Source organism: Catenulispora sp. EB89, from assembly GCF_041261445.1.
Lineage (GTDB): Bacteria > Actinomycetota > Actinomycetes > Streptomycetales > Catenulisporaceae > Catenulispora.
Map to the genome: position 1 here is coordinate 131,228 of NZ_JBGCCU010000022.1, position 16,338 is coordinate 147,565.

Below are 16,338 nucleotides of genomic sequence, written 5' to 3' on the forward strand. Positions count from 1 at the left end.
AGAGTGGATGGCCGGCATCACAAGACTGCGCGACCGGGAATTTAACGGCTATCTTCGAAGAAGGATCCCGCACTTGCTCGACAATTTGGCTACCTCGGCAGTCGAGGAATACCTCGCAGGAGACGCTACGGTGCGGGAGGCGATCGTCAATGCTGTGGACGCGCGAGTTGCCGGGGTTTTGAGTGCCTTCGGCCAACGGATGGCTGTTGTCGCGGTGCGCCGGAACTCTTCAGAGCCGCTGACTCTCGGGCTGGTCGCGGCAGGGATCAGTAATCCGTTGTTGGAAGATCCGAGAGATAATCTTCGAGTTCTGGCGGCGCTTAACGATGCTGCGGAGCGAGTTGGTCAACAGCTGACAGATGTTCTCCGCCGGGTTCGAAACGATGTGCCTGACGCCAGCTTTCGTGATTTCATGAGTTTCTGCGAAAGGACGCCGAGGGATAAATCGTTGAGGGCTATGGGAATGGGTGCCGCCGGTGTCGGCGAGGCGTTCCTCTATGTCTCGCATCCAACGTGATGGCGGTATCCCGAGCGGTTCTGTGAGGTTGAGAAGCCTCTTCCCGTAAGCCTGGACCAGGGGAGTCGCTGATTTTGACCTCGTAGTCCGGGTTGGGGCCAGGGCTGGGCTGCCTGAGACTTGAACCCCGAACCCGCGGATTAGCAGGAGATCCTCCGAAGTCCGCCGAGTTGGGTTGACCAGGCGCCGGTCGGGTGGCGGGTCACGCCGAGCAGGTAGACGCGGCGAGTGCGGTGTTCGATGACGAATGCTACGTACAGGCGCGTCAACGAGACCGCACAATCGCCGGCGCCGATCCGATGTCCGAGCCGGCGCAGCTCACCCTGGATACGGACAACACCTCAGATGCGGTTCTCCATGGCGAGCCGGACGATCAGGGCGACAAGTTCGTCGGCCAGCGGCGGACGCCCGCAGACCGGGGCTGGGTCCACTTCCTGACCTGAGGCGGAGTTCCTCCAAATCGATGATGTTGTCCGGCAGTGGGCATTTCGGCGCGGCTTGGCCGAGAGAACGGTGGGGCCTGTGGCCGTTGTAGAAAGCCCCATAGTCCCGTGGCAACCGAATGAGGTGCGGGATGTTCCAGATGAGCGTGCGATCTGTGAGTTCGGCCCGCTGGTGAACACGGCGTCGAACGCCGCGCAGGACGAGGCATCCCGGTCGTGTACCAGGAACCGGACCGGTGCGCCCGCATCGTCCAGGTCCATCAGAACGTTCCGGGCCTGCTGGACCACCCACTTCTTGGTCGGGTGCAAGGTGGCGCCGGGGACCCGCACGCGCCGGGTCGCGTGCTCGATCACCGCCAGCACGTATGCCTTGGATCCGTCCAACAAGTCCACGGCCACGAAATCGCAGGCCAAGATCGCCTCGGCCTGGGACGCAAAAACGCCGCCCGGCTCGGCCCGGCATCACGACGAGGCGCCGGATTGATCCCGGCCCGCTTCAGGATCTTCCACGCTGTGGACGGCGCCACCCTGATCCCGAGGCCGGCTGGCTCGCCGTGGATCCTGCGATACCCCCAGGACGGGTTCTCGCGAGCCATTCGAAGAACCAGTGCCTTGATGTTGCGGTGGGTCCGCGGTCGCCCCGCAGGCCGGGCGGATCGGCGGGCCCAGCTGCGGCGCAGTAGATCACGATGCCGACGGATCAGCGTTTCGGGTGTGACGATCCACCGGATGCGGCCGATCCGGCCCCTGGGTTTCAGTCCCGCGAGCAGGGCCGGCCAGGCACGGTCGGCGCAGGTGAGCTTGCGAGCGAGCCGCAGATCCCGGCGCTGCGCGACTGCAAGCTGGTGCCGCAGGATCAGCCTGACCCAAATGAACATACGACTCACCGCGAGGTAGACCAGCTTCAACGCCGCAGCCTTGCATCATCCCAGCTCGCAGCGGTTATCGGCACTCTCAGCGCCAGGCGTTCGCCGAGGCCGACGCGACGCGACGCGGCGCGCGGCGCTGGCCGACGTCTTCGACGGCGCGCTGTCGGACGCGGACGTCCAGGCGCTGGAGGCCGTGTGGGCGATGGGCGAAGCTTGAGGCGGCGCGCTCGTCGCCGGAGTGATGCGCTGTTCGGTCGCGACCGCGGCGCCGAACCGTCACCCCAGCAGTACCCGCGGCCGATCTGGCGAGTCCGACTCGCTCGGGCCGGGAGCCAGCCGCCGCAGCAGCAGCTGCGTCATGCCCCTGTAGGCCGCGGGATTGACCGGATTCAGCCAGTGAGTGGCTCGGACGCCTCTGCCGATGTTCAGATCGAGGTCGCCGAGGACCTCGTCGACGTTGTGCATCGAGAAGGGGATGATCTTGGTTCCCCGGCAGTGGTGGGTGTCGGTCGCGTCGTCCATGAAGGCCAACTGCTCGACGACGGCTGCGCGCATCGCCTCGGGATCGGGCAGTGCCACCGCGCCCGCGAGGTCGGCGGCGATCCACAGGGCTGCCATCTCGGCGTTGAGCGGGCTGAAGAAGGAGGAGTTGTAGCCGTTGAAGTACAGGCCGGGGATGTCGAGGGGCAGGATCTGGCGGTAGAGCATGAAGTTGCCGCGCTCGTCGAACAGCCGGGTCCGGGTGTCCTCGGGGAGGAACGGCACGCCCTGGGTGTAGCCGGTGGCGCACACGACCAGGTCGGCGCGCAGTGTGGTGCCGTCGGCGAGTTCCGCCGTGGGGCCGTCGGCGCCGGCGGACAGGCCGGTGATGACCGTGTCCCGGTGGACGGCGATGGTTCCGTCCTGGACGCCCTCGAAGAAGCCTTCGCTCGCCAGGCCGATGGCTCCGCGGACGATGTCCTCCATGCGGCCGGCGGGGACCAGGTCGAGTTTCGCGAGGCCGAACTGCCGGACCGAGACCGAGCCGATGGAGTTGATCATGCGGCGGCGCAGGCCGTTTCCCGGGCCGTGCAGGAACTTCTCGAAGCCGCGCGGCCGCAGGTAGCGGAACAGGCCCTCGCCCATCCGGGTCAGCAGCAGCATCTTGAAGTTCAGGAAGCCGCCGATCTTGCGCGGCACCTTCCACAGCAGCTGGCGGGCGACGACGTCGGTCCCCGCGGCGACGCCGCTGATCGCCACCGCGATGTCGCAGGCGGACTTGCCGTACCCGACGACCAGCACGTGCCGGCCGCGGGCCTGCTCTGCGTCGTTGAACTCGGTGCCCGCGTACAGGCGTCCGCCCGCTGCGGTGAACTCGTCAAGGCCCGGATATGCCGGGACCGAGGGTTCGCAGAACACTCCGTTCGCGACGACCAGGCGGTCGAACTCCTCGGTGGACTCCCCGGTGAACTCCTCCGTGGACTCCGTGTCCCCGGCGTCGCGGGACTGGAGTGTCAGCGTCCACCGGCCGTCGCCGGCCGGGCGCGCCGCCGTCACCTCGGTGTCCAGGCGTAGCGCGGGGCCGAGGCCGAACTCGGCGGCGTACGCGGCGAAGTAGGCCTGGACCTGCGCTCCGCTGGGCCACTCCGGATAGTCGTTCGGCATGGGGAAGTCCGAGAGCGAGTACTGCGCCTTCGGGCTCTGCGTCGTCACGCCCGGATAGCGCCGAGTCCGGCTCCATACGCCGCCGACGTCCGGGCACTTGTCGAACACCCGCACCTCGTGTCCGGCCTGGGACAGCACCTTCGCGGTGGCGAGGCCGGCGACGCCGGCGCCGATGATCCCGACCTTCATGGCTACCGGACCTCGGGCGGCAGCCGCAGTTCGAGGCCGAAGTCGGCCATGATCTGCTTCATCAGCGAGATGTCCTTGGGGCCGGGAGGCATGTCCGCCAGCGCCTGGTAGTAGCGCTCGAGTCCGGCCGGCGAGACCACGGAGATGACGCGCGACTCCTCCTGGTACGGATTGCGGAAGGCGTGCACCACATCGCGCGGCAGGTAGAGGTAGTCGCCGTGTTCGATCACGAAGTCCTCGCCGCCGAGGTGGACGTCCAGGCGCCCCGCGAGGCAGATGAAGGACTCGTCCTCGCGGGTGTGCACGTGCGGAGGCGGCCCGTCGGTCTCCGGCGGGATCGTGTACTCGAACAGGGAGTACGCATCGCGCGTCGACTTGCCGTCGGTCTTCATGGTGACGCCGAGCCCGATCGCCGCGATCGTATGTCCTTCGCGCGAGGGCAACATGTAGCCGCCGCCTAGAGTCATCGCCGTCTCCTTCAGGTCGCCGCACCGGCACGATGTCGGTGTGTCAGCGGTCACAGCGTGCGGGCCGTCCGGCCGGATCGGCAATCGGGAGTCCCGCTGAGTGGGACTCCTCAGCGGCGCGCGCAGTAGGCCCGGGACGCGGCCGCGGCGGCCAGGCGCACCGCGGGGCCGATCGCCTGCGGGCGGATCATGCCGGAAGGCCCGGTGACGGACAGCGCGGCCGCGGCCTCGCCGAGGGGGCCGAAGATCGGGGCGGCGACGCAGCTGACGCCGATGTTGCCCTCCTCGCGCTCGATCGCCCAGCCGCGCGGCGGGATCGCGGTCAGTTCGCGCAGGATGGCCACCGGATCGGTCAGCGTGCGCGGTGTGCGCTGTGCGAGATCGCCGGAGAGCACGGTGTCGATGGTCGCGGGATCGCTGTAGGCCAGGATCGCCCGGCCCAGCGCCGAGCAGTGTGCCGGGATGATGCCGCCGGTCTGGGAGAGCATCGGCATCGGGCGGTGGCCGGTGATCTTCTCGACGACCAGGATCTGCGCGCCGTCGAGCACCCCGAGCTGGACGGTGGCCTTCGTCGCGCTGTGCAGGTCCTGCAGGAACGGCAGCACGGCCTCGCGCAGCTGCAGCCGGATCGGCGCCAGGCTGGCGATCTCGAACAGGCGGTTGCCGATCCGGTAGCGGTCCTTCGGCTTGTCGAGCCACCCGAGCTCGATCATCCGGCCGGCGGTGCGGTGCGCGGTCGAGCGCGGCAGGCCGGTGCGGGCGACCAGGGTGGCCAGGGTCAGCTCGCGGTGTGCCGCGTCGAAGGCCCCGAGAATCGCCGCCGCGCGGTCGAGCCCGCCCGCGGCCGGCGCGCCGGCGTCCCACTCAGCGGGACTCACCGTTGGTACCCGGCTTCCATGCGGCTCACGATAGACCCGCTGCGGCCGCCCAGCCCAGCACGCGACGACAGGAGGCCACCATCAACGCTCGCAACGCTCTGGTCGGCGGCGGCAGCGCCGGAATCGGATACGCGGTCGCCGAACAGCTGCTGGGGTCGGGGCACCGCGTGGTGATCACGGGCCGGCGGGCCGGGCCGCTGGAATCCGCGGCGCTGCACCTCGCGGAGACGACCGGCGGCACCGTCAGCGCACTGGTGAACGACGTGGCGGAGCCCGCGGCCGCGGCCGCGGCACTGGCCGAGGTCGAGCGCCTGCACGGCACGCTCGACGTCCTCGTGCTCAACGCCGGTGGACCGCCGCCCGGGCGGGTCCTGGACGTCGATGACGAGCAGTGGCAGCGGGCCTTCGAGCTCCTGCTGCGCGGCCCGCTCCGCCTGGCCGGGCTCGCCCTGCCGGGGATGGCCGCACGGGGCTTCGGCCGGGTCGTGTTCGTGACCTCGGGGGCGGTACGCCAACCCCAGCCGGACCTGGCGACGTCGGTGGTCCTACGGTCCGCGGTCACGGCCGCCGCCAAACTGCTCTCCCGGGAGTTCGCGTCCGACGGGGTCACGGTCAACTGCGTGGCGCCGGGAGCCACAGCCACCGAGCGCCGCCGCGAGATCCTCGACGCCCGCGCCCGAACCGGCGGCGTCGCGTTCGAGGACCTCGACGCCGCCGACGCCGCGGGGATCCCGGCCGGCCGCGCCGGGCGGCCCGAGGAGATCGGAGCGGCCGTGGCCTTCCTCGCCTCGGCGGCCGCGAGTTACATCAACGGGACCGTGCTCACGGTCGACGGCGGAAGAACGGAAACCATCTGATGGCCCAATCAGGAGACGAATTCGCACTCGCCGACTTCCTCGGCGCCCTGTCGGACACCGTGCGACCCAGCGCCGCGCGGCCCGTGGTCGTGCACGCCGCAGAGCTCGAAACCCTGCCGGCGGACCAGGTACACAACCCCACCAAGCTGTCCATCGCCGGCAAGCTGCCGACCGCCACCTTCGAGATCTTCCGGCAGACCATCCCGCCGGGGCTCAGCTCGGACATGCAGCGCCACCACCACGAGACGGTGCACTTCGTCATCAGCGGCGAGGGACACAGCGAGGTCGAGGACGAAACCGAGTCCTGGTCTACCGGAGACTTCGTCTACACCCCGCCCTGGACCTGGCACCGCCACTACAACGACTCGGCCACCGAGCCGGTCGACTTCCTGACCATCGAGAACTCCCGCCTGCTCGGTTTGCTCGGCGTCGGCCGGCGGCAGAGCGCGGGCCTGGCGACCGTGGCCGAGGCTCGCGCCCGATTCGGAGAGGACCCGCGATGAGCGCGCTTCCCGAGCACATCAGCGTCTGGGGCGAGCTGGCCGACGTCGACCACGAACTCCGCCACGTGGACGTCGGCGGCGTGCGTACCAGGGTGCTGCGAGCCGGGTCGGGTCCGGACCTGATCCTGCTGCACGGCACCGGCGGACACCTGGAGGCGTACGCCCGCGACATCGCCGGGCTGGCCGCGGATTTCCGCGTCACCGCCTACGACATGGTCGGCCACGGCTGGTCCGACCTCCCCGACCGGCCCTACACCATCGACGTCCTGTCCGAGCACCTGCTCGGACTGATGGACGCGCTCGGCATCGGATCGGCGCACCTGTCCGGCGAGTCGCTCGGCGGCTGGGTCGTCGCCTGGACCGCCGCACACCACCCGGAACGTGTCGAGCGGCTGGTCCTGAACACCCCGGGCAACATCGCCGGCAAGCCGGAGGTGATGGTCCGGATGCGCGAGAGCACCCTGGCCGCCGTCCGGGATCCCAGCGATGAGACGGTGCGCCGCCGGGTGGAGTTCCTGTTCCACCACAAGGAGATGGTGACCGACGAGCTGGTGAACCTGCGCCGCGCGGTCTACAGCCGCCCCGGGTTCCTCCAGGCGATCACCAACACACTGGTGTTGCAGGATCCTGAGATACGCAAGGATTTCGCCTGGCGCCCGGCCTGGGTCGGCCGGGTCACCGCCGCGACGCTGCTGCTGTGGACCGATCACGATCCCACCGGCGGGCTCGACGAGGCCGAGCTGCTGCTGCGCTGGCTGCCCGACGCCCGCCTGCACGTGATCACCGACGCCGGCCACTGGCCGCAGTGGGAGAAGAAGGACGAGTTCCTGCGCGCCCACCACGACTTCCTCATCCTCGGCAAGGACCCGGCATGAGCGAGATCATCGGCCTGGTCGGCATCTCGCACTCGCCGTTCGCGACGATGACGCCGCCCCGCGGCCCCGCCGAGCCCGGCGGCCGGTTCCTCGCCGACGCCGCCCGGGTGGCGGCGGCCGTGACCCGGCTGGAGCCCGACGCCGTCATCGTCATCGGCCCGGATCACTTCCACGCGAACTTCTACGACCAGATGCCGCCGTTCGTCCTCGGCGTGGAGGAGGCCACCGGATTCGGCGACTTCGGCAGCCGGTCCGGGCCGCTGCCGGTCGCGCGGCGGCTGGCCTGGTCGGTCCGGGACGCGTTGGCGGCCGACGGATTCGACCTGTCGCTGTCCTACGCGCTGACCGTCGACCACGGAGTGACGCAGAGCTATGAGATGGTCCGCGGCGCGCGTCCGATCCCGCTCGTCCCGCTGATCGTCAACACCGCCGCCCCGCCGCTGCCGAGCATGCCGCGCTGCGTCCAGCTGGGCCGGGCGCTCGGCGCGGCAGTCCGCGGCGCGGACTTCGCCGGGCGCGTGCTCGTCGTCGCCAGCGGCGGGCTCTCGCACTGGCTGCCGTCCAACGACCCGCGCGACCCCGCCGTGGACGGTGAACGGCGCGCGGCGGTGATTCACGGACGCGCGGACCTCCAAGCCTTCGCCGCGGCGCGCGAACCCCGGGTCCGGGCCATGGGAGGCGATCCGAACGCCCCCGTCAATGCTGTCTGGGACGCCTGGTTCCTCAAACAGCTGACGACCCCGGACCTCGCGCCGGTCACCGCGCTGGGCGACGAAGGGCTCGAAGAGCAGGCCGGGAGCGGCGGGCACGAGATCCGGACGTGGCTCATCGGGTGCGCCGCCGTGGACCGGCCGTTCGTGTGGACCAGCTACGAGGCCGTCCCCGAGTGGATCACGGGTATGGGCATCGCCACGACCTTCGAGGTGGACTGATATGCCCCCGCCCGACACGACGCTCGACGTCAACGCCACCGAGGCGCTGCACCGGCTCAGCGCGGCGCGCGCGACACGGCGCCCTTGTGCCCCGGTGCGCGCCCTGCTGCCCGCCGGCGATGTGGACGCCGCCTATGCCGTCCAGTCCACCTGGGTCGCCGGACAGCAGGCGGCCGGTGCCAGGATCGTGGGACGCAAGATCGGCCTGACCAATCCGGTCGTGCAGCGGCAGCTGGGTGTCGACCAGCCCGATTTCGGCGTCCTGCTCGACACCATGCGATGCCGGCCCGATGCTCCCATCGAGATCGCACGTACCCTCCAACCCAAGATCGAGGCGGAGATCGCGTTCATCCTCGCGCACGATCTGACCGCTCCGGTGATCGGCCCCTCCGACGTGGCCGCTTCCACCGCGTACGTCGTCGCCGCGCTGGAGATCGTGGACAGCCGGATCGCCGAATGGGACATCGACATCGTGGACACCGTGGCGGACAACGCTTCTTCGGGACTGTTCGTCCTGGGGGACCTGCAGACCGACGTCACCGAACTCGACCTGCCCGCCTGCCGCATGTCCCTGCTGCGTGCCGACGACGTGGTCTCGACCGGCTCGGGAGCCGACTGCCTCGGCGATCCGCTCGCCGCGGTCGCGTGGCTGGCGGCGACCGCGCGCGACCGCGGCCGACCGCTGCGGGCCGGGGAGATCGTCCTGTCCGGTGCGCTGGGACCCATGGTGCCGGTCACGCCGGGGGACCGCTTCCACGCGCGGATCAGCGGCATCGGCGAGGTCACAGCGAGCTTCACGGGAGGCGCTTCATGAACGGCGAGAGTGTGGTGCACGACCGGTTGAAGGCAGCCGTCATCGGCTCGGGCAACATCGGAACCGACCTGATGATCAAGATGCTGCGATTCAGCCGGCACCTGGAGATCGCGGCGATGGTCGGCATCGACCCCGGCTCCGACGGTCTGGCAAGAGCCCGCCGGCTCGGTGTCGCGACCACCGATCAGGGTGTCAAAGGTCTGATAGCCATGCCCGGCTTCGACGACATCCGGATCGTCTTCGACGCCACCTCGGCCGGGGCGCACGTGGCCAACGCCCGGGCGCTCGCGCCATATGGCAAACGGCTGATAGACCTGACTCCGGCCGCTCTCGGACCGTTCGTGGTCCCCGCGGTCAACCTCGCGGAGAACCTGGACGCGGCCGACATCAACATGGTCACCTGCGGCGGCCAGGCGACGATCCCCGTCGTCGCGGCCGTCGCGCGAGAAGCGCCGGTGCGCTACGCCGAGATCGTCGCCTCGATCGCCTCCAGATCGGCCGGCCCCGGCACGCGCGCCAACATCGACGAGTTCACCCAGACCACCGCACGCGCCGTCGAGTCCGTCGGCGGTGCGGAGCGCGGCAAGGCCGTGATCATCCTCAATCCGGCCGAGCCGGCCCTCATCATGCGCGACACGGTGCTCTGCCTGGTGGACGCTCCCGACCCCACGGTCCGCGCGCGGATCGCCGAAGCCGTCGAACGCATGATCGCTGACGTGTCCGCCTACGTCCCCGGCTACCGTCTCAAGCGCCCGGTGCAGATCACGGCCGTCGAAGGCCGACCGCACACCCTGGTCGCGGACCGGACGGTGACCCACCAGGTCACCGTCCTGCTCGAAGTCGAGGGCGCCGGGCACTACCTGCCGGCGTACGCCGGGAATCTGGACATCATGACCTCGGCCGCGCTGCGCGTCGGCGAACAGATCGCGGCCCGAACCCCGCAGGCGGTGAAATGAGCACCCGGCTGTTCATCCAGGACGTCACTCTTCGCGACGGCATGCACGCCACCCGGCACTGCATCGACCCCGAACAGGCCGCGCGGATCGCCGCCGCCCTCGACGCGGCGGGTGTCGACGGCATCGAAGTCGCCCACGGAGACGGCCTGGCCGGTACCAGCCTCACCTACGGGCCGGGCAGCCACACCGACCCGGAGTGGATCGAGGCGGTGGCCGAGAGCCTGACCACGGCGCGGCTCACCACCCTGCTCCTCCCGGGCATCGGCACCGTCGAGGACCTGAAGCAGGCCTTCGGGCTCGGCGTGCGCTCGGTGCGGATCGCCACGCACTGCACCGAGGCCGACATCGCGGCGCAGCACATCGCCACGGCCCGCGAACTCGGCATGGACGTCTCGGGATTCCTGATGATGAGCCACATGGCCCCGGCCGCGGACCTGGCGCGCCAGGCCGCCCTGATGGAGTCGTACGGCGCGCACTGCGTCTATGTGACCGACTCCGGCGGCCACCTGACGATGAACGGTGTCCGCGACCGGGTTCGCGCCTACCGCGACATCCTGGATCCGGCCACCGAGATCGGCATCCACGCGCACGAGAACCTCTCGCTGTCGGTCGCCAACTCCCTGGCCGCCGTCGAGGAGGGCGCCACCCGCGTCGACGCCTCGCTGGCCGGCCACGGCGCCGGGGCGGGCAACTGCCCGATCGAGGCCTTCATCGCCGTCGCAGACCTCGAAGGCTGGGAGCACGGCTGCGACCTGCTGGCCCTCCAGGACGCCGCGGACGACCTGGTCCGGCCCCTCCAAGACCGGCCCGTGCGGGTGGACCGCGAGACCCTCACCCTCGGCTACGCCGGTGTCTACTCCAGCTTCCTGCGACACGCCGAGACCGCCGCCGACCGGTACGGCGTCGACATCCGCGCCCTGCTCATCGAGGCCGGCCGACGAGGCCTGGTCGGCGGCCAGGAGGACATGCTCGTCGACATCGCCCTGGGGATGGGAAGATCCGTATAGCGCGCCACCGACCCGAAGCCGACTGCCGAGGAGGGCCATGCCGATGACTGCCTCATGGTCTCCGGAAGACCTACGTCAGCTGGATGCCGCGCGCGAGCTGGAGATCGCCGTCGAACGCTCCGACGGCAGCTCGCGGAAATGGGTACCGGTATGGGTAGTCTGCGCCGATGGCCAGGCGTACGTGCGGACCTGGTATCGACGAGACACCGGCTGGTTCGGCCAGGCCCTGCGGTCCCGCCGAGCTCGCATCCGTGTGCCGGGCCTGGAAGCCGACGTCGCCATCGAGGACATCGGCAACGCGTCGCCCCAAGTCACCGCCAACGTCGACGACGCCTACCGATCCAAGTACGGCCGCGATGCTGCCGGTTCCATGGTGACAGCCACAGCCGCAGTGACCACACTGCAACTCAACCCCCGGTAGAGCGAGGACGCCGAAGCCGCCCGGATGATCATCCGGGCGGCTTCGGCTGGCGACGGCCCACGCGCAACAGACGCCTGCAAGCCACCCGCCCACACACAGAGCAGCAGCGCCGCTCTTTCGTGCGGCAGTAGCCACCACGACAAGTTGCGCACACGGTCAGGCCGTCGGCAATGCCTTTTGGGTATCGGTGCCGTACCCAGACGGTGTTGGTTCGCCGCCGAGCCGCCACCATGCTCGGAGCGAATCAGGGAATTGGATTCGAGATCGCGGCCGGTCTCGGTGCGCTCGGTTGGAGTGTCGGGATCGGTGACCGCGATCCGGGGCGTCAGGAAGACGCGGTGGCCAGGCTGCGGGCCGATGGTGTCGAGGCGTTTCCGGTGCCTATCGACGTGACCGATGACGCGAGCGTGGCAGAGCAGGGCTACCACCTGACTGAGGACCTCGCGGCCCAGGCCGTCAGGATGGTGGTCAACCAGCAGGAGTCGGCGCCCGGCAAGCCGTTCTTCCTCTCCTTCGCCACCGGTGCCATCCTCGGCACCTGGCTGCTCACCTCGGCCACATCGCGCGCCGACCTCATCGTCGGCGGCGCCATCGCGGCCGTGCTGGGTCCGATCCTGCACCCGCATTACACTGACACCGAACCGGGTGGGTCAGGTGAGCTTGGCGTCGATGTCGAGCGAGCCGACGATCAACTGCATGGCCGCGACGAGCGCCGCGATCGATTCGGTGTGGGCTTCGGCGTGGCTGATCGCGCAGATCCGTACTCTGTCGGAGGCGTCGGCGATCGGGCGGAACACGACGCTGGGCACCGGGTTGGTCAACGCGATCGGTCCGGGGTGGACGCCCACGTGTCCGCGCGTGGCCACGTGGACGGCCAGCTCGTCGTAGCGCCCCACTTCCTCGACGTGGGTACGGGGGATGCTGGCGCGGACGATGTCCGCCTGCAGCCGGCTTTCCAGGTAGGGGTTGTCGGCGCGCGGGGTGATCAGGATCTGACGGGTACGCAGGTCCGCGAGCGTCACCTCGCGGCAGCTCGCCAGCGGGTCCGACGCCCGCAGCACGGCGACCAGCGGGAACTCGCCGAGCACGGTGCTGGTGATGCCGGGCTGCTCGGGGACCGACCAGCACAGGCCCACGTCCACCTCGCCGTCCGCCACGGCGGCGAGTTGCTCGGGGGTGTGCATGGAGACCGGGCGCCACCGGTCCCGGGCCTGGTCGTCGCCGGCGCCGGGCCAGGCGTCGACCAGCCTGGGCAGGATCAGCTGTCCCAGCTCCGGGGTGTGGGCGACCACGAGGTCGCGGTGGTGCACCGAGCGCAGGCGGGCGGTCCGGTGGGCCTGGTGCAGCGCCTCGATCGGCTGCCGGATCGCGGCGGCGAACTCGGCGCCGAAGGGCGTCAGCTGCACTCGTCGGCTCGTGCGCTCGACGAGTCGGCTGCCGAGGCTGCGCTCCAGGCCGGCGACAGCTTCGCTGACGCTGGGAGGAGCCAGTCCCAGCCGGTCGGCGGCGCGCCGGAAGTGCAGTTCGTCCGCGACAGCGAGGAAGCACTCCATCTGACGTAGGTTCACTGCCGTCCTCCCGTCGCGCCGCGGTCGCATCGTTCGGCTCAGCCGAACGGTGGCTTCGGCAGCCCGCCGTTGATCAGCCCTTCGATCGGATTGAGAATCTTAGTGGACCACATCCGCCCTGGCTGCGGACTTCGGCGCGACGTCGTAGGTCGAGGGAGGGCAGCGTGACGGAAACCGGTCGGCAGCCGTTTCGGTCGCAGCGGGCCTGGATCGCAGAGCTGAATCCGCGGAGCGAGATCGACCTCGACCAAGCGGAGTGTCCGCGCTCGACCATCGACGACGCCGTCGCGCGCGTCGGTGCGGACCCCGTGCGCTGGGCGATCGAGCTGAGTTCGGCGGTCGTTCGGCGGATCGTCGGCGAGGCGCCGGTCCTCGGCGGCAGCCCGGCCGGGGTCGCGATGCTTCGCCGGGCCAACGAGGCGACGACCCTGTGGGCGTTGTTCGCGCTGGTGGAAGGCCGCGCGGCCGTCCCGCCCACCGATGAGGCGACCCTGGAGGGCATCCGCGAGTTCGTGCACCGTGGCGTCCCGCTGGAGCAGGTGCTGCACGGCGTCCGGATCGGGCACGCGGCGACGACCGAGGCGTTCCTACGGGCCTGCGCGGAGCTGGTCGACCCGGAGGCGGCGGTCGAGGAGGTGACAGCGGTCTCGCGCGAGCTGTTCTCCTACGTCGACGACCTCTCCGACACGATGATCCGCACCTACCTCGCGGAACACGCGGTGTGGAGCACCAGCGCCGCCGCGGCCCGGGCCGACATCGTCCGTTCCCTGCTGGATGACGCCACGACGTCGGACGTGGCCGAGGCTTCGCGTGCCCTGGGCTACGACCTGCGGCGGACCCACGAGGCCGTGGTGGTGTGGTCGGACTCGCCGAACGGCGGCTCGAAGCTGCAGGCGGCGGCGACCGAAGTGCTCCGGGCCCGGGGTGCCACCATGACGCTGGTCGTGCCGGTGGCCTCGGGGCGGTTGTGGGCGTGGGGCTCCGTGCCTCGGGACGGCATGGGCCGGACCGGTTTGTCGCAGGACGTCGCGGAGGCGTTGTCCCGGCAGCGGATGCAGGCGGCCTTCGGGACCCCGGGCGACGGCGTCGCGGGCTTCCGCCGCTCGCACCGCGAGGCCGAGCGCGCAGAGCGCGTCGAGCAGCTGCGTCGCGCGGCCGGGCGGGTTCCGAGGCCCGCGACCGCCTACAGCGAGGTCGCCGCCGTGGCCCTGTTGGCCGCCGATCTCGATGCCGCCGGCGAGTTCGTGCGACGCGAACTCGGCGGGCTGGCCGTCCGCAGCGAGCCCATGGAGGCGCTGCGGACCACGCTCTACCACTACCTCGGTGCCGAGCGCAGCCTCGTGGAGGTCGCCCGGCGGCTGCATGTGGCGCGGGGGACTGTCACCTATCGGGTGAAGCGGGCCCAGGAGCTGCTGGGACACGACCTCGATGACCGCCGCGTCGCCGTCCACACCGCCCTGATACTCGCCGAGGAACTGGGGGACGCGGTTCTCCTGCCGCGGCAGACCAACGGGCGGCCGGGATTCTGAGCCGGCAGACCAAGCAGCCGCCCGGTGGACCGGAGTTGACTTCGTGGTGTCGGACGTGGTGATCGGCCAGGCCACGCATCCCGACTGACCGAGTCGAGCGCACCGGGAGGCCCACGATGATCGACCGAGAAACCTTCGTCGAGCTGATGAGCGGGGTCTGTGCCCCGGTCACCGTGGTGACGGCGATGACCGCCGACGGGCGGCCGCGCGGCAGCACCGTGTCGAGCTTCGCCTCGCTCTCGCTCGACCCTCCGCTGGTGAGCTTCGCCCTGGACCGCGCCTCGCGGCTGCTGCCCTACCTTCCGCCGACCGGCCGGGTCGGGGTGAACATCCTCGGTGCCCACCAGCAGGAGCTGGCGTCGGGTTTCGCCCGGCCGGGCCGGGGACCGGACGGAAAGTTCGACGGCGTCGCGTGGAGGATCCGTGCCGGATTGCCGTACCTGCCCGAGTCCGCCGGCTGGACGGCGGGACGGGTCGAGCGCCACGTGGACGGCGGCGACCATGTGCTGCTCGTTGTACGCGTCGAGGAGGCGGAGTCCACCTCCGCGGCCCCGCTGATCTACGCGCGCCGAGTCTTCGGCACGCATTCCGGCCTCGCTGTCGCGAGCTGACCGTACCCCGCATGATCCCCGACACTGGAGTCAGGACGATGAGTATCTCTATGGATGTTCCGCACCGCACCGACGCCGAACGCGCACTGCGGGCCGACCTCGTCGAGCGCGCCGCCGCGCTGCGGCCGCTGTTCGCCGACAACGCCGAACTGACCGACCGCGAGCGCGGGGTGCCCGAGAAGAACATCGACGCCTTGGCCGAGGCCGGCCTGCTCACGCTGATGCAGCCCGCTCGTTACGGCGGTCTGGAGAGCGACTTCCGCACCCTGCTGGAGGTCGGCCGCGAGGTCGGGCGCGCCTGCGGCTCCACCGCCTGGCTGACCTCCCTGCTCAACGCCAACGCGTGGTTCGTCGGGCTGTTCCCCGCCCAGGCCCAGGACGATGTCTGGGCCCTCACCCCCGGCGCGCGGGTCGCCGGCGTCGTGACCCCCTCGGGCACCGCACGCGTGGTCGAGGGCGGGTTCCGGGTGAGCGGGCGCTGGGCTCCCGCTTCGGGGTGTGCGCACGCTGAGTGGGCGGTGCTCGGAGTGACCCGGCCGGACGCCGAGGGCACGCCGGACGCCGTCGGCATCGTGCTCGCGCCGATGTCGGAGCTGACCGTCGAGGACACCTGGTTCGTGACGGGGATGCGCGGGACCGCGTCGAACACGCTCGTCGGCGAGGACCTGTTCGTGCCGGCGCACCGCTTCCACTCCATCCCCGACGCGGTCGAGGGCCGATACGCGACTCCTTTCTCCGACGAGGCGCTCTACCGGGCGCCGTTCGTGCCGGTGACCGCGCTCGTGTTGACCGGGCCGCAGCTGGGATTGGCCGCTGCCGCCGTCGATCTGCTGGTCGAGCGGGCTCCGCGGCGGGGATTGACGCTGACCGGCTATACCTCCCAGGCCGAGGCGCCCACAGTCCAGCTCGCCGCCGCGAACGCCGCCTCGCATGCCGACACCGCCCAACTGCATGCCTACCGTGCGGCCGCGGACATCGACGAGGCCGCGCGGGCCGGGGTGTTCCCTGACTACGACGCCCGGGCGCGGATGCGGATGGACGCGGGAACGGCCGCGGTCCACGCGCGCGAGGCGGTCCGCATCGTGTGCTCCGCCCAGGGGGCTTCGAGCTTCGGCGAGTCCAACCCGTTGCAGCGCTTCTGGCGGGACATCGAGGCCGGGAGCCGTCATGCCGTCCTCAATCCCGAGGTGGCCGCCGAGATCTACGGCAAGTCGCTGTTCGGCATCCGGGGCACGGTTTCGGCGATGGTGTAGGGCGA

The 16,338-nt window shown here is 70.5% G+C and carries 18 protein-coding genes and 1 pseudogene; 15 read left to right on the top strand and 4 right to left on the bottom strand.

The window, feature by feature from the left end:
- The first annotated feature begins 7 nt into the window (after positions 1-7).
- The 3 genes from ABH920_RS36210 to ABH920_RS36220 all read left to right on the top strand — a co-directional run bounded on the left by ABH920_RS36210 (position 8) and on the right by ABH920_RS36220 (position 1,444).
- Positions 8-517 carry a hypothetical protein gene (locus ABH920_RS36210; protein ID WP_370353773.1) on the top strand — a complete coding sequence of 170 codons (510 nt, stop codon included), beginning with the start codon at positions 8-10 and terminating at the stop codon, positions 515-517.
- 194 nt (positions 518-711) lie between these two features.
- The gene (locus ABH920_RS36215) at positions 712-960 is read left to right on the top strand and encodes a hypothetical protein (protein WP_370353774.1); all 249 of its coding nucleotides are present in this window, start codon (positions 712-714) and stop codon (positions 958-960) included.
- 295 nt (positions 961-1,255) lie between these two features.
- Entirely contained in the window at positions 1,256-1,444 is a 189-nt protein-coding gene (locus ABH920_RS36220; RefSeq protein ID WP_370353775.1) for a hypothetical protein, read from the top strand.
- A 661-nt stretch (positions 1,445-2,105) separates the two neighbouring features.
- Here ABH920_RS36220 and ABH920_RS36225 read toward each other — a convergent pair.
- The 3 genes from ABH920_RS36225 to ABH920_RS36235 all read right to left on the bottom strand — a co-directional run bounded on the left by ABH920_RS36225 (position 2,106) and on the right by ABH920_RS36235 (position 5,007).
- Positions 2,106-3,662, bottom strand: coding sequence for a flavin-containing monooxygenase (locus ABH920_RS36225; protein WP_370353776.1), 1,557 nt, complete (start codon positions 3,660-3,662; stop codon positions 2,106-2,108).
- A gap of 2 nt (positions 3,663-3,664) precedes the next feature.
- Positions 3,665-4,129: a cupin domain-containing protein gene (locus tag ABH920_RS36230; protein ID WP_370353777.1), complete on the bottom strand. Its 465-nt coding sequence runs from the start codon at positions 4,127-4,129 to the stop codon at positions 3,665-3,667.
- A 110-nt stretch (positions 4,130-4,239) separates the two neighbouring features.
- Positions 4,240-5,007 carry an IclR family transcriptional regulator gene (locus tag ABH920_RS36235; RefSeq protein WP_370353778.1) on the bottom strand — a complete coding sequence of 256 codons (768 nt, stop codon included), beginning with the start codon at positions 5,005-5,007 and terminating at the stop codon, positions 4,240-4,242.
- 98 nt (positions 5,008-5,105) lie between these two features.
- Here ABH920_RS36235 and ABH920_RS36240 point away from each other — a divergent pair, with 98 nt between their 5' ends.
- From ABH920_RS36240 to ABH920_RS36280, 9 genes and pseudogenes are all read left to right on the top strand, one after another.
- Entirely contained in the window at positions 5,106-5,864 is a 759-nt protein-coding gene (locus ABH920_RS36240; RefSeq protein ID WP_370353840.1) for an SDR family oxidoreductase, read from the top strand.
- Positions 5,864-6,367: a cupin domain-containing protein gene (locus ABH920_RS36245; RefSeq protein ID WP_370353779.1), complete on the top strand. Its 504-nt coding sequence runs from the start codon at positions 5,864-5,866 to the stop codon at positions 6,365-6,367. The genes ABH920_RS36240 and ABH920_RS36245 overlap by 1 nt, the downstream gene beginning before the upstream one ends.
- Positions 6,364-7,242, top strand: coding sequence for an alpha/beta fold hydrolase (locus ABH920_RS36250; protein WP_370353780.1), 879 nt, complete (start codon positions 6,364-6,366; stop codon positions 7,240-7,242). The genes ABH920_RS36245 and ABH920_RS36250 overlap by 4 nt, the downstream gene beginning before the upstream one ends.
- Positions 7,239-8,174: a 2,3-dihydroxyphenylpropionate 1,2-dioxygenase gene (locus ABH920_RS36255; protein WP_370353781.1), complete on the top strand. Its 936-nt coding sequence runs from the start codon at positions 7,239-7,241 to the stop codon at positions 8,172-8,174. Before ABH920_RS36250 ends, ABH920_RS36255 begins: the two co-directional genes overlap by 4 nt.
- Before the next feature lies 1 nt (position 8,175).
- Positions 8,176-8,988, top strand: coding sequence for a 2-keto-4-pentenoate hydratase (locus ABH920_RS36260; protein WP_370353782.1), 813 nt, complete (start codon positions 8,176-8,178; stop codon positions 8,986-8,988).
- Complete coding sequence (locus ABH920_RS36265) at positions 8,985-9,944, top strand: acetaldehyde dehydrogenase (acetylating) (protein ID WP_370353783.1); 960 nt, start codon at positions 8,985-8,987, stop codon at positions 9,942-9,944. Before ABH920_RS36260 ends, ABH920_RS36265 begins: the two co-directional genes overlap by 4 nt.
- On the top strand, positions 9,941-10,951 hold the full coding sequence (gene dmpG / locus ABH920_RS36270; protein WP_370353784.1) for a 4-hydroxy-2-oxovalerate aldolase: 1,011 nt from the start codon (positions 9,941-9,943) through the stop codon (positions 10,949-10,951). Before ABH920_RS36265 ends, dmpG begins: the two co-directional genes overlap by 4 nt.
- Positions 10,952-10,988: 37 nt before the next feature.
- A complete protein-coding gene (locus ABH920_RS36275) occupies positions 10,989-11,372 on the top strand; it encodes a DUF2255 family protein (RefSeq protein WP_370353785.1) in 384 nt (127 codons plus the stop codon).
- A gap of 230 nt (positions 11,373-11,602) precedes the next feature.
- A pseudogene (locus ABH920_RS36280) lies at positions 11,603-11,789 on the top strand (SDR family NAD(P)-dependent oxidoreductase); the annotation flags it as partial.
- Positions 11,790-12,022: 233 nt separating this feature from the next.
- Here ABH920_RS36280 and ABH920_RS36285 read toward each other — a convergent pair.
- Entirely contained in the window at positions 12,023-12,940 is a 918-nt protein-coding gene (locus tag ABH920_RS36285; RefSeq protein WP_370353786.1) for a LysR family transcriptional regulator, read from the bottom strand.
- 164 nt (positions 12,941-13,104) lie between these two features.
- Here ABH920_RS36285 and ABH920_RS36290 point away from each other — a divergent pair, with 164 nt between their 5' ends.
- The 3 genes from ABH920_RS36290 to ABH920_RS36300 all read left to right on the top strand — a co-directional run bounded on the left by ABH920_RS36290 (position 13,105) and on the right by ABH920_RS36300 (position 16,333).
- A complete protein-coding gene (locus ABH920_RS36290; RefSeq protein WP_370353787.1) occupies positions 13,105-14,469 on the top strand; it encodes a PucR family transcriptional regulator in 1,365 nt (454 codons plus the stop codon).
- A gap of 116 nt (positions 14,470-14,585) precedes the next feature.
- Complete coding sequence (locus tag ABH920_RS36295) at positions 14,586-15,080, top strand: flavin reductase family protein (protein WP_370353788.1); 495 nt, start codon at positions 14,586-14,588, stop codon at positions 15,078-15,080.
- A gap of 38 nt (positions 15,081-15,118) precedes the next feature.
- Positions 15,119-16,333 (top strand): acyl-CoA dehydrogenase family protein, encoded by a 1,215-nt coding sequence (locus tag ABH920_RS36300; RefSeq protein WP_370353789.1) that lies wholly within the window; start codon positions 15,119-15,121, stop codon positions 16,331-16,333.
- Positions 16,334-16,338 lie beyond the last annotated feature (5 nt).

Excerpts from the sequence above, each read along its gene's own strand:
- ABH920_RS36295 (WP_370353788.1), top strand. The coding sequence starts at position 14,586 with ATGATCGACCGAGAAACCTTCGTCGAGCTGATGAGCGGGGTCTGTGCC.
- ABH920_RS36255 (WP_370353781.1), top strand. The coding sequence starts at position 7,239 with ATGAGCGAGATCATCGGCCTGGTCGGCATCTCGCACTCGCCGTTCGCG.
- ABH920_RS36265 (WP_370353783.1), top strand. The coding sequence starts at position 8,985 with ATGAACGGCGAGAGTGTGGTGCACGACCGGTTGAAGGCAGCCGTCATC.
- ABH920_RS36210 (WP_370353773.1), top strand. The coding sequence starts at position 8 with ATGGCCGGCATCACAAGACTGCGCGACCGGGAATTTAACGGCTATCTT.
- ABH920_RS36245 (WP_370353779.1), top strand. The coding sequence starts at position 5,864 with ATGGCCCAATCAGGAGACGAATTCGCACTCGCCGACTTCCTCGGCGCC.
- ABH920_RS36300 (WP_370353789.1), top strand. The coding sequence starts at position 15,119 with ATGAGTATCTCTATGGATGTTCCGCACCGCACCGACGCCGAACGCGCA.
- ABH920_RS36275 (WP_370353785.1), top strand. The coding sequence starts at position 10,989 with ATGCCGATGACTGCCTCATGGTCTCCGGAAGACCTACGTCAGCTGGAT.
- ABH920_RS36250 (WP_370353780.1), top strand. The coding sequence starts at position 6,364 with ATGAGCGCGCTTCCCGAGCACATCAGCGTCTGGGGCGAGCTGGCCGAC.
- dmpG (WP_370353784.1), top strand. The coding sequence starts at position 9,941 with ATGAGCACCCGGCTGTTCATCCAGGACGTCACTCTTCGCGACGGCATG.
- ABH920_RS36260 (WP_370353782.1), top strand. The coding sequence starts at position 8,176 with ATGCCCCCGCCCGACACGACGCTCGACGTCAACGCCACCGAGGCGCTG.
- ABH920_RS36225 (WP_370353776.1), bottom strand. The coding sequence starts at position 3,662 with ATGAAGGTCGGGATCATCGGCGCCGGCGTCGCCGGCCTCGCCACCGCG.
- ABH920_RS36230 (WP_370353777.1), bottom strand. The coding sequence starts at position 4,129 with ATGACTCTAGGCGGCGGCTACATGTTGCCCTCGCGCGAAGGACATACG.